This is a genomic window from Nocardia arthritidis NBRC 100137 (assembly GCF_001612765.1).
Taxonomy (GTDB): domain Bacteria; phylum Actinomycetota; class Actinomycetes; order Mycobacteriales; family Mycobacteriaceae; genus Nocardia; species Nocardia arthritidis.
Window position 1 is genome coordinate 21,559 of the sequence record NZ_BDBB01000065.1, and the last position, 11,523, is coordinate 33,081.

11 protein-coding genes are annotated in these 11,523 nt (G+C 69.3%); 9 read left to right on the top strand and 2 right to left on the bottom strand.

All coding sequences use genetic code 11. The features are described 5' to 3' along the window. Positions 1-8 precede the first annotated feature (8 nt). The 4 genes from NA8_RS30725 to NA8_RS30740 all read left to right on the top strand — a co-directional run bounded on the left by NA8_RS30725 (position 9) and on the right by NA8_RS30740 (position 4,491). Complete coding sequence (locus NA8_RS30725) at positions 9-965, top strand: type IV toxin-antitoxin system AbiEi family antitoxin domain-containing protein (protein WP_063053802.1); 957 nt, start codon at positions 9-11, stop codon at positions 963-965. A gap of 229 nt (positions 966-1,194) precedes the next feature. Continuing rightward, a complete protein-coding gene (locus tag NA8_RS30730) occupies positions 1,195-2,472 on the top strand; it encodes an epoxide hydrolase family protein (protein ID WP_063053803.1) in 1,278 nt (425 codons plus the stop codon). Between the two features lie 192 nt (positions 2,473-2,664). After that, positions 2,665-3,675 carry an adenylate/guanylate cyclase domain-containing protein gene (locus tag NA8_RS30735; protein WP_063053804.1) on the top strand — a complete coding sequence of 337 codons (1,011 nt, stop codon included), beginning with the start codon at positions 2,665-2,667 and terminating at the stop codon, positions 3,673-3,675. 48 nt (positions 3,676-3,723) lie between these two features. Continuing rightward, positions 3,724-4,491, top strand: coding sequence for an RluA family pseudouridine synthase (locus tag NA8_RS30740; RefSeq protein WP_063053805.1), 768 nt, complete (start codon positions 3,724-3,726; stop codon positions 4,489-4,491). 212 nt (positions 4,492-4,703) lie between these two features. On the opposite strand, the gene NA8_RS30745 is transcribed toward NA8_RS30740, so the two are convergent. Beyond that, the gene (locus NA8_RS30745) at positions 4,704-5,306 is read right to left on the bottom strand and encodes a TIGR03086 family metal-binding protein (protein ID WP_063053806.1); all 603 of its coding nucleotides are present in this window, start codon (positions 5,304-5,306) and stop codon (positions 4,704-4,706) included. Between the two features lie 51 nt (positions 5,307-5,357). On the opposite strand from NA8_RS30745, the gene NA8_RS30750 reads away from it, so the two are divergent. The 3 genes from NA8_RS30750 (at position 5,358) to NA8_RS30760 (ending at position 7,494) form a co-directional block, all read left to right on the top strand. Beyond that, the gene (locus tag NA8_RS30750; RefSeq protein ID WP_063053807.1) at positions 5,358-5,795 is read left to right on the top strand and encodes a MarR family winged helix-turn-helix transcriptional regulator; all 438 of its coding nucleotides are present in this window, start codon (positions 5,358-5,360) and stop codon (positions 5,793-5,795) included. A gap of 168 nt (positions 5,796-5,963) precedes the next feature. Next, a complete protein-coding gene (locus NA8_RS30755) occupies positions 5,964-6,749 on the top strand; it encodes a metallophosphoesterase (RefSeq protein ID WP_245664072.1) in 786 nt (261 codons plus the stop codon). A gap of 67 nt (positions 6,750-6,816) precedes the next feature. Beyond that, complete coding sequence (locus NA8_RS30760; RefSeq protein WP_063053808.1) at positions 6,817-7,494, top strand: hypothetical protein; 678 nt, start codon at positions 6,817-6,819, stop codon at positions 7,492-7,494. On the opposite strand, the gene NA8_RS30765 is transcribed toward NA8_RS30760, so the two are convergent. Next, positions 7,491-8,552 carry an AraC family transcriptional regulator gene (locus NA8_RS30765; protein WP_063053809.1) on the bottom strand — a complete coding sequence of 354 codons (1,062 nt, stop codon included), beginning with the start codon at positions 8,550-8,552 and terminating at the stop codon, positions 7,491-7,493. The two genes, NA8_RS30760 and NA8_RS30765, sit on opposite strands and share 4 nt — an antisense overlap. Positions 8,553-8,637: 85 nt before the next feature. Between NA8_RS30765 and NA8_RS30770 the strand changes: the two genes are divergently transcribed. Continuing rightward, complete coding sequence (locus tag NA8_RS30770) at positions 8,638-10,104, top strand: flavin-containing monooxygenase (RefSeq protein WP_063053810.1); 1,467 nt, start codon at positions 8,638-8,640, stop codon at positions 10,102-10,104. Positions 10,105-10,179: 75 nt separating this feature from the next. Beyond that, on the top strand, positions 10,180-11,523 hold a 1,344-nt coding region (locus tag NA8_RS30775), incomplete at its 3' end, for an ABC transporter ATP-binding protein (RefSeq protein WP_245664073.1).

An 11,523-nucleotide genomic window follows, 5' to 3' on the forward strand; every position in this document is an offset into this window, starting at 1 on the left:
TCGTCGGTATGGAAGCACCGCAATTGATCTCACGTCGGCAAGCACTGGCATCCGGACTGTCCGACAAGGCGCTGCACCGGCTGTGCAGGACCGGGCAATGGCAGCGCCTGCGCGCCGGGCACTATCTGAACTCGCCGGGCTCCGGTCTCGGCGCGACCGGCAGGCATCTGCTGATGACGCTGGCGACCGCGGAGTCCACGTCCGACTCCGCCATCACGAGCCACTGTTCGGCGGCGGTACTGCACGGCCTGGCGACCTGGGGCATTTCGCTCGACCGCGTCCATCTGACCAGGAATCGGATCAACGGCGGCCGGCTGAGCAGACGGGTCGTGGTCCATTCGGCGCAGGTGGAACCCGATGAGGTCACCCTGATCGACGACATACGAGTGACCACCCCGGCGCGGACGGTCCTCGATATCGCTCGCTCGGAAGGGTTCGAACAGTCGGTCGCGGTCGGCGATTCCGCGCTGCGCCAGGGCCTGACGACCACGACGGAATTGCGCGAACACCTTCGCCGCGCCCGGCACCGGCCCGGCTGCCGCCGAGCCGCCCTCGTCCTCGACTTCCTGGACGGCCGCAGCGAGGACGTCGGCGAATCCCGCAGCCGGATCCTGCTGCACCAGGCCGGTCTCCCCGCTCCCCAGGTACAGGCCCGGGTCTTCTCCGACGACGACATCTGCGTCGGCCGCGTCGATTTCCTGTTTCCGGACCTCGGTGTGATCGGCGAGTTCGACGGAAGGATCGACCATCCAGCCACACCGCGCCGCCCGGTACCCGCCGCACCGATGGTCACAGCGGAGCAGGAGCGCGAAGCCCGGCTCCGCACTCTCGGCTGGGTGGTCGTCCGCTGGCGCTGGGACGACCTTTCGGCTCCCACCCGCCTGGCCGAGCGCTTCCATACGGCCATTCGCGCCGCCGCCGACAAGCGACGCGCCGGTTACTGGACCCCTACCCCCAAGCCTTGAGCAGCCTGCCCACCGGACCGACGGCGCCGACCGAACGTCCAGCAGCCATTGCCCGGTCGGAGGCCGGGCCACTGGGGAGCCGGCGGCGTACCAGCCCCTCGAAGTACGCCTGGGGGCTGCGATGTCCCGGTCTGCGGCGACGAGGTGGACGTGCCGGAGCGAAATGGTCACCGTTCGCTTGCCGTGCAGTGGCGCCGGACGCGGGAAACGCCCGGAGCATACTGGTCCGGTGAGTCACGAGCCCTCCGCGCGTGGAGTCGAGACGCAACCGTTTCCGCTGCGTCCCACGCCCATCCAGGTATCCGACGACGTGCTCGCCGACCTTCGGCAACGGCTGGAACTGACGCGCTGGCCGGTCGACGCGGGCAACGACGACTGGTCCTATGGTGTGTCGCGAGGCTATCTGCAGGAGCTGGTCGAGTACTGGCGCACCGGTTACGACTGGCGTGCCGCCGAGGCCGCGATCAATGCCTATGCGCACTACTTCGTCGAGGTCGCCGGGGTGCCGGTGCATTTCATGCGGAAGCCGGGTGTAGGCCCCGACCCGACGCCGCTGATCCTCACCCATGGCTGGCCGTGGACCTTCTGGCATTGGGCGAAGGTCGTCGATCCGCTGGCCGACCCCGCGGCATTCGGCGGCGACCCGGCCGACGCCTTCGATGTGATCGTCCCGTCGTTTCCCGGGTTCGGGTTCTCCGCGCCGCTGCCGAACAACCCGGACATGAACTTCTGGAAGGTCGCCGACCTCTGGCACGTCCTCATGACCGAGACGCTCGGCCATACGAAATACGCCGCGGCGGGCTGCGACGTCGGCGCCCTGGTCACCGGGCAACTCGGGCACAAGTACGCCGACGAGTTGTACGGCATCCACATCGGCTCCGGCCAGAAGCTCACCCTGTTCGACGGCGACCGGGGTTGGGACATCAGTGGCGGCAGACCCATCCCGGATGGCATACCCGCAGATGTGCACGACCGGATCATCGAACTGGAACGACGTTTCGCCGTCCATCTGGCAGCACATGTGCTCGAACCGAGCACCCTCGCCTACGGCTTGTCCGACTCGCCCGCCGGGCTGCTCGCCTGGATCCTGCAGCGCTGGGTGAGCTGGAGCGACAACGGCGGCGACATCGAGTCCGTCTTCGACAAGGACGACCTGCTCACCCACGCGATGATCTTCTGGGTCACCAATTCCATCGGCACCTCGATCCGCACCTACGCCAACAACAATCGCTATCCGTGGACGCCGTCGCACGACCGGCAGCCCCCGATCGAGGCCCCCACCGGCATCACCTTCGTCGGCTACGAGAACCCGCCCGGCGTCACCACCGACGGCCGTGTGCAGGCCTTCGTCGACAGCGACCGGGGCGATTGGTACAACCACGTCAATCTCACCGTCCACGATCGAGGTGGTCACTTCATCCCGTGGGAGATACCGGACCGATGGGTCGAGGATCTGCGCCGCACCTTCCGCGGGCGCACGCCCTCCACGTCCGGAATCAGGAACTGAACGAAATCGTTCGCAAACCGACGCGCCCCGGCATGCGAGCACCGGCGGACCGACCGCACCACGCTTCGGCGGCAGTTTCGGGTGTCACCGAAATGTGCGTGCCTGCAGCGCGGGACCGAAGACGACGCGGTGAGTATGTGAACTGCCCCAAGGAAAGCCGGCTCGCCGGATTCGGCCCGTAAGGTACCGATCATGGTGCCCATCGAGAGGTCCGAGTTGGTGCGATCGGTCGTCGAGTCCTACCTGCTCGACGGAGCGCGCCGGTACAACCGCACCGAGGTCGCCGAGCAGTCGGCGACGACGACGGCGCTCACCAAGCAATTGTGGGTCGCGCTCGGCTTTCCGTCGAGCATCGGCGACGAAGCGGTCGACTACGCCGACGCAGACGTGGCGGCGGTGCGCAACTTCGAGCAGCTGAACGTGTTGTCCTCGGCCGACATCAAACAACAGTCGGCGACCGTGCGCACGCTCGGCCAGGGGATGGCGCGCCTGGCGGAATGGCAGGTCGACCTGGTGCTGGCGGAGATCGAGGAGCGGATCGCCCGAGCCGAGCCCGATGCCGACCCCGAGCAGGCGGTGCGCACCGCCACCGAGGGCGCCATCGCCACGCTGGAGCAGTTGAACATCTACGCCTGGCGGCGCCATCTCGCCGCGGCGCTGTCGCGCTCGCTCGACCCGGGAACCAGCGCCGGTGAGGCGGTGCGGGAACTGGCCGTCGGTTTCGCCGACATGGTCGGCTACACCAGGCTGACCAGGCATCTGCACCCCGACGAGCTGTCCATGCTGCTGGAGGCGTTCGAATCCACCACCACCGCCGCCATCACCGAGAACGGCGGATGGGTGATCAAGAACGTGGGCGACGAAGTGATGTTCGCCACCGAAACCGCCACCGAGGCCGCCCGCATCGCGCTGGCTATCCAGGAGTCCACCATGATGGTCGGCGGCACCCCGGACCTGCGGGTCGCTGTCGCCTACGGCCCGGTCCTGCAACGCTTCGGGGACCTGTACGGCTCGGTCGTGAACATCGCCTCCAGGCTCACCGGCGTCGCCCGGCCGGGCACCGTCCTGATCGATGACCACGCCGCCGCCGCGCTGGAGGGCGACCCGGCATTCGCCATCAAGCACCTGCGCAGCGTCCGGGTGCGCGGCTTCAACCGCCTGCGCCCGCACCTGCTGCGCCGCAACGGCAAGAACGGCAGGTAGCCGAGACCGCGTGCCGCCTGCCGCGGACGTCCACCCTAGGCTCGTCCGGTGGACAAGGACTGGTCACAGCTGCGCGCCCGTTGCCTCATCGAGGAGGACGCGGCGATCCTGGCCCTGAGCAAACCTGCCGGGATCTCCGTCACCGGCGAGCGCCACGACACCGACCTCGTCGAACTGGCGGCCGCCGCGGGGGAAACGCTGTATCCGGTGCACCGGATCGACAAGGTGACCTCCGGCCTGATCCTGTTCGCGAAGGAACTGCGCGCGCACGGCGAGCTGACCAGGCAGTTCAACAAACAGACCGCCGAAAAGGCGTACCTGGCCGTCGTGTCCTCCACCGGCCTGCCCGATACCGGCGTGTTCGATCTGCCGCTCAGCGTGGGGCGCAAGAACCGGGTGCGCATCGCGGCGCCCCGCGAAAGCATCCGCCACGAGGCGGGCCGCTGGTTCGTCGACGAGGCCGACCTGCTGCCCGCCAAGAACTACCCCTCGCTCACCCGGTTCGCGACGGTGCTGCGCGGCCCGGCGCACACCGTTCTCGCGCTGCGCCCGGTCACCGGCCGACGCCACCAGATCCGCGTCCACCTGGCGTGGACCGGACACCCGATAGTCGGCGACCCGTTGTTCGACCGCTCCGGCGCCCATGCCCGGACCTACCTGCACTCCTGGCACCTGGGCCTCGCCGCCTCGTGGCGCACCCCGCCGGAACTGACGTTGTCCGCCGAGCCGGACCCCGAATTCTGGCGCCCGCTGGACGAAGGCGCCGACCCGGCTGCCCTCGAACGCGCTGCCCACTCGCTGCGGACGCTCAGCTAGCGCCACCTTCCCCTCCGCACCGACCACGGCCTCCTGGCCTGAGCGTCGGCCGCCGAACGGCTTCCTCGTGCCGGCCTTCTTCGCGCCTGGTCTCCGGCTTCGTCCTGGGCGATGAACCTCGGCTCCCGATTCGTCCACAGTCATCCCCAGGCAATCGCCCGGATGCGCACGGCCCGGCCCGGGCGGCCGGGCGGGAGGTCCGCGTCAGCAGGTCAGTTCGGCCAGTTCGGCGAGCGGCCGAGGAGCAGGAGGATCCGGTCGAGGGCCTGCGTTTGTTCCGGAACGGCCAGTGCCGGGGCGAATGCCGCGTCGGGGGCGGTGCGTTCCGGACCGTCGGGGACGGCGAGGGCGATGCGCAGCGCCGCTTCGGCGACGTCGGGGTCGAGGGTGATGGTTTCGCCGATCGAGCGCGCGACATCCCAGGCGTGGACGACGCTGTCCACGAGGTGGAAACCGATCGCGAGGTGGGCCGGGATGCCACGATCGGGCAAAACTTCCGGCAGCAGCAGTGCGCGCTCGAAGACGTCCTCGACGGCGAAGCCGTCGAGGACGTCTTCGGCCGAAGCGCGATAGTCGGCGATCGGATCGTCGGAGGTGCGAACGGCCCAGACATCGCGACCACCGCTGCCCCGTGCGGCGGCGGCGAAGCCGTGATTCTGCGCGATCATGTGTTCCAGCAGGTCACGAAGGCGCCAACCGGCACAGGGCGTTTCGTATTCCAGGTGATCGGGACGCACGCGGGCAACGGCCGCCACGCTCGATCGAACCGAACGAGCGTGCTGGTCGCGCAATTCTTCCAGGGAGTCGGTATGCATATGCGTATCGTATGCTCGAGCTTACGATTTGCCAAGCAGTATCGTCGGTCCATGTCCAACGCTCGTCCCGATCTGGCCGCGATGATCGTGCCGCTCGTGCGGGCGCTCATCGCCGCGGAAACGCCCATCCTGGAGCGCCACGAACTATCCATGTGGGGATACTCCGTCCTGCTCGGGCTGGACGCGGAGCCGGTCTACACCCAGGCGGCGCTGGCCAAGGCGATCGGCGCGGACAAGACCCGCATCATCGGCGTGCTGGACGAGCTGCAGCGCCGGGGCCTGATCACGCGCGAACCGGACCCGTCCGACCGGCGGGTCAACCTGGTGTCGCTGACCGACGAGGGCCGCGCCCTCCGCGACCGCGTCCAGCGCGACATCCAAGCCGGCGAGGATCAACTGCTGGAGCAGCTCCCCGCACCGGACCGCCGAGTGTTCGTGCGCGCCCTGCGCACCCTCTCCGCCGCGGTATCCGAGCAGTCCAGGTCCTGACGGCGAATCTCACACATTGTGGCCCGCACCACATATAGTCGAGCGCCGTTCGCATGGTGGCGAGCGTCATGACGACTCGTAATGCGCAGGTCAACTAGCCTGATGACGTGCGGCGGCCGCGGCGCGCGCACACTCTGACGCAATGCAGCGAACCCCTAGCGAAAGCGAATGCCGATGATCCTGGTGGCTCAGGTCAGCGACACCCATTTCGATCTCGGCGCCCGCAACACCCAGCGTGTCCAGCGGGTGATGGAGTTCTTCGCCGGGCTGCGCCACAGGCCCGACGCCATCCTCGTGACCGGCGACATCACCGATTCCGGCAAACCCGAGCAATACGCGGAGGCCAAGCTCGCGTTCGACACCGAGATCCCGGTGTACGCCCTCCCCGGCAACCATGACGACCGCGCGGGCTTCCGTACCGGCTTGCTCGGCGAGCCGGCCTCCGACGCCCCTATCAACCGCGCGCACCGAGTCGGTGATCTCACCCTCGCGCTGTTGGATTCGAGCATCCCCGGCGAGCCCGGCGGGCGACTCGCCGACGAGACCTACCGTTGGCTGAGCGGCCTGCTCGACGCGGCGCCCCCGGCCAAACCGATCCTGCTCGCCCTGCACCACCCGCCCGCGCGCCTGTACAGCCCGATCGTCGACGGGATCGCCCTCGCCGATCCGCAGCGGCTCGCCGACCTGGTGGCCGGGGACGACCGGATCGTCGCCGTCCTCACCGGTCACGCGCATTCCGCCGCGACGACCACGTTCGGGGGACGCCCGCTGCTGGTCGGCCCCAGCACCGCGTCGGTGCTCAGCGGCGAGTGGGAACTCGACCTGCCCGACCACGTCATGGACTACGCGCCGGACCCCGCGGTCTCGCTGCACGTCATCGGCGATGATCACCGGCTGACCACCCATTTCCGGACCGTTCCGATGGGTGGCCGGATCGGCGTGCAACCGGCTTGAGCGCGGTTTACCCGGCACCAGCCGGGGCAATCGGGGTGCACGAGACGCCTACCCGGGAGGATGCACCATGGTCGACCTGCCAGCCGCAGTGGTGAAGAGCGCGTTCGCGACCGGAGCGCGGATCCGGCATGCGCGGGTGTTCCACCCCAACGGGTTGCACCTGGCCGGTCGTCTGCACGCCGAACCCGAGTTCGAGCCGCTGTTCGGCAGCGGCGAACGCGCGGTGATCGCGCGGCTGTCCAAGGGCGTCGGACTACCGAACGGCCTGCCCGACGTGCTCGGCCTGGCGTTCCGAGTACTCGACCGGGACGACGAGCCCTGGGATTTCGCGCTGGCAACGACAGGCCAGGGATCGCTGGGCCGGCTGGTGATCACCCCCGCGCGCGGTTGGGCCAGCGCACGCTACGGCTGCCTGATGCCCTACCGGATCAGCAACTCCGCGCCGACCTGGTTCTTCGCCGAGCCGGACGGCGCGCAGCCCGCTTCGGCGTCGCTCGAGGCGATGCAAGCCCATCTGAACGAGGATCTGGTGAGTTTCACCCTCAGCGCGGGCCGTCTCGGCGGACCCACCCGGCGGGTCGCCGAAATCACGCTGCGGCCCGCCGAATCCGCCGAGCACCGAACGGATTACTTCGATCCGATGCTCAACCACCCGGCCGAGGTGGAGTTGTTCCCCAAAGCCATAGGCAAGATTCGCGAGCTGGCCTACACGGGCAGCCGCAGCGGCCGCGGCGAAGGGGCTTAACGCCGGACGACGCGTTCGCGGCGATAGGCGGCCGGGGTGTTACCGGTCCACCGCTTGAAGGCGAAGATGAATGTCGAGGCTTCGGCGTAACCGAGGCGGATCGCGACGTCGCTCACCGATAGCGGTGTGGCGGTGAGCATTTCCTCGGCCAGAGCACGCCGCACCTCGTCCAGCAACGCACGATAGCTGGTTCCCGCCGCGTCGAGATGTCTGCGCAGCGTGCGAGTGCTCATGTTGAGATCGTTCGCCACGGCGTCGATTCCGGGCGGCGCGGCGAACCCGTCCGCGCCGCCGCGCGGGACCAAGCGCTCGCGCACCTCGGCCGCGATGCCGGTGCGAGCCCTGCGGCGGTGCACCAACTCCCGGCACTGCGCCAGGCACATCGCCCACGTGTGCTCGTTGGCCTGTGGCAACGGCTGCTCCAACAGCATGGGTTCGATGGCGAACAGGTTGCGCGGCATGTCGAAACGCGGGGCCACCAGGGTGACCTCCGCGATCCGATCGGCGTAGCCCGGTGCGGGAAAACGGAATTCGGCCCTGGTCAGCGGCAGTCGGGTGCCGAGCAGATCGCTCATCACCTGATGCATCGCGGTGACGTCGCGTTCGACGAGGAACTGGCGCACGTCGGTCGGCACCGACTCGTCGTGCACCACCGCGACGAACTCGTCCTCGCCCCACTCGGCCACCGGTAGGCAGAAGGTGAAGCTGAGGTCCAGGTAGCGCAGCGCGAAGCTGATCGCCTCCCCCAGCGTCGGGCTGCTGACGCAGGCGAAGCCGAAGATGCCGAAGGTGGTGATCCGGTAGCGGCGGCCCACCTCGACGCCCAGCGCGGGACGGCCCGCGAGTTCGCGGACGAGGTTGCGGATGACCGCCAGTTCGGTGTGCGCGTCGATCTGCGCGTCCGGATCGCGCAGTTGCTGCTCGGTCAGCGCGGTGCCGTGCAGCATGCGCGCCGCGGGCACGCCGTGTTCGGCCGCGTAGCCGACCATCAGCGCCACGCTGGCCACGCCGCGCGGAAAGTTCCAATCGCGGATATCCGGATCCTGTACCCGCTCCACGCGGACATTATGGCCGAATTTCTCTATGCGACGGCACGACGGCTCCTACAGTGGAGACAACTACGGTCGGAGTGAGGAGCGTCACATGGCAACGCGCGGTCGGCCGTCGATCCTCATCATCGGCGCGGGCTTCGGCGGTATCGGGATGGCGATCGAGTTGCGCCGCAACGGCTTCGACGACATCACCGTGCTGGAACGCGCCGCCGACCTCGGCGGGGTCTGGCGGGAGAACACCTACCCCGGTGCGGCCTGCGACGTCCCGTCACCGCTGTACTCGTATTCGTTCGAACCCAAGCCGGACTGGCCGCAGCGTTACTCGGGGCGCGCCGCCATCCACTCCTACCTGCGCGGCGTCGCCGAGCGGCACGGCGTGCTGTCGGCGATCCGCTTCGGCACCAGCGTCACCGACGCCGAATTCGACGACGCCACCGGCCGGTGGACCGTCCGCACCGCCGACGGGGACAGCCGCGTCGTGGACGTGCTGATCTCGGCGGTGGGCCAGCTGTCGCGTCCGTCCCTGCCCGCCATACCCGGCATCGACACCTTCGCGGGCCCGTCGTTCCATTCGGCCGAGTGGGACCACGACGTCGACCTTCGCGGCAAACGCGTCGCCTGCGTCGGCACCGGAGCGAGCGCTGTCCAGTACATCCCGGAGATCCAGCCGGAGGTCGCCCATCTCACGCTTTTCCAGCGCACACCGGCCTGGGTGATCCCCAAATTCGACACCGACTACTCGCCGATCCAGCACAACCTGTTCGCGCGGGTGCCCGGGGCGCTGCTGGCCGAACGATTCGGGTGGTGGTCGATCGCGGAGTTCGTCTCGCTCGGGCTGGTCGAGGTCCCCGCCATCGCCCGGTGGGTGGCCCGCATCGCCTCCCGGCACCTCGCCGAGCAAGTGGAGGATCCGCAGTTGCGCGCGAAACTCACCCCGGACTACCCGATCGGGTGCAAGCGAGCGCTGTTCTCCAACGACTACTACCCCGCGCTCACCCAGCCGAACGTGCGGGTGGAGACCACCGCGATCAGCGAGATCGTCCCGCAGGGGGTACGCACCGCGGACGGTACGACGCACGCGGTGGACGTGATCATCTACGGCACCGGCTTCAAGGGCACCGAGTTCCTCTGGCCGATGGAGGTCTACGGCCGTGGGGGCCGCAGGCTGGCCGACGCCTGGGCCGACGGCGCGCACGCGTACTACGGCATCGCGGTGCCGGACTTCCCGAACCTCTTCCTCGTCTACGGGCCGAACACCAATCTCGGCGTCGGCTCGATCATCTACATGATCGAGTCGCAGACCCGCTACATCCGTCAGGCGGTGCGGTGGCTCGCCGACCACCCCGGCCACTGTATCGACGTCCGGGCGGACCTGGAGGAGGACTACAACGCCGCGCTCCAGCAACGCCTGGCTCGCACCCCGTGGAACTTCTGCGCGAGCTGGTACCGCAATTCCGCAGGCCGCATCACCAACAACTGGCCCGGCTCGCAAACCAGCTACCGCCGCCGCACCCGGCGCTTCGATCCCCGCCACTACATTCTCGACCCGGCCCCGTGACGTATCGCACGAGTTCCTGCCCCGCTCGGATTCGACTCGACCCGGCACCGCCCGCCGGGCTGGCAGACTTGTGCTGTGAATGAACTGGCCTCTCCGGGCGCATCGGAGCAGCGCGGGCCGCTGCGTCCGATCGAGCTGGCCACCGGCGCCGTGCTGGGTGGAGCCACCGTCGGGCTGGTGACCATCGGATCGGTGATCCCGTTCGCCGGTGCGCTGCAGTTGGTCGCGGCGGTCCCGATCGGGCTGATCGCGCATCGTTTCCGGCCGCGCGCCCTGGTCACCGCGACCATCGCCGCCACGCTGGTCACCTTCGTGGCGGCCGGTATGGCGTCGGCGACGGTGCTGGTCGCCTCGGCCACGATGGGCGGCATCATCGGAACCGTGAAGCGGCGCGGCGGCGGGCTCGTCGCGGTTCTTGGACTCTCGCTGCTCACCGGGCTGGTATGGGCCGCGCTGGCCGTCGGTTCGCTGCTCATGCTGTCGAGTGCGCGCGAGTTGGTCTTCGACAACATCCGCAATGGCGCGCGCGGCCTGCAGGATCTCGCCGCCCAGGTGGGCGTGACTTCGCTCGGGCGGGTCGTGGCGGAACTGGCCGACGCCGTGCTGCGCTCGTGGTGGGTGTGGCTGGGCGGCGGCGTCGCGCTCGGCATGATGGCCACCGGGGTGTGCTCCTGGTATGTCCTGGGCTCGGTGCTGGACCGGCTCGACTGGCTGCCCGGCCGGGACCGGCTCGACGCGCCGCTCGACGACCGGCCCGTCGCGCCGCTGCCGGTCACGCTGCAGCACGCCGGATTCCGCTACCCCGGCGCCGGTCGCGACGCGCTCAGCGACGTCGACCTGACCGTCGCGGTCGGGGAATTCGTCGCCGTGGTGGGCCACAACGGTTCGGGCAAGTCGACGCTGACCCGGTTGCTGGCCGGTCTGCCGCCCACCTCGGGGTCGGTGCGGCGGCCCGGCTCGGCCGGACTGGGGCGGCTGGGCGGCACGGCGCTGGTGTTGCAGCGACCGGAGAGCCAGACCCTCGGCGTGCTCGTCGCCGACGACGTGGTGTGGGGATTGTCCGCGGACCTGGCCGCCGAGGTGGACGTGGAAGGACTGCTGGGCGAGGTCGGTCTCGCCGGACTGGGCGGCAAGGAGACCGCGACGCTCTCCGGCGGTCAGCAGCAGCGGCTGGCGGTCGCGGCGGCGCTGGCCCGTCGGCCCGCACTGCTGATCGCCGACGAGGCGACCTCCATGATCGATCCGGACGGACGCGGGGAACTGGTGGAACTGCTCGCGGACCTGCCGAAACGACACCCGATGGCGGTGGTCCTGGTAACCCACCACGAAGCCGATGCTGCGGCCGCGGACCGGGTCGTGCACCTGTCCGGTGGACGGACGGTCGCGCACCTGCCCGCCTGGCCGCGGCCGGCCCGCGCC

Excerpts from the sequence above, each read along its gene's own strand:
- NA8_RS30770 (WP_063053810.1), top strand. The coding sequence starts at position 8,638 with ATGGCAACGCGCGGTCGGCCGTCGATCCTCATCATCGGCGCGGGCTTC.
- NA8_RS30755 (WP_245664072.1), top strand. The coding sequence starts at position 5,964 with ATGCCGATGATCCTGGTGGCTCAGGTCAGCGACACCCATTTCGATCTC.
- NA8_RS30750 (WP_063053807.1), top strand. The coding sequence starts at position 5,358 with ATGTCCAACGCTCGTCCCGATCTGGCCGCGATGATCGTGCCGCTCGTG.
- NA8_RS30735 (WP_063053804.1), top strand. The coding sequence starts at position 2,665 with ATGGTGCCCATCGAGAGGTCCGAGTTGGTGCGATCGGTCGTCGAGTCC.
- NA8_RS30760 (WP_063053808.1), top strand. The coding sequence starts at position 6,817 with ATGGTCGACCTGCCAGCCGCAGTGGTGAAGAGCGCGTTCGCGACCGGA.
- NA8_RS30745 (WP_063053806.1), bottom strand. The coding sequence starts at position 5,306 with ATGCATACCGACTCCCTGGAAGAATTGCGCGACCAGCACGCTCGTTCG.
- NA8_RS30725 (WP_063053802.1), top strand. The coding sequence starts at position 9 with ATGGAAGCACCGCAATTGATCTCACGTCGGCAAGCACTGGCATCCGGA.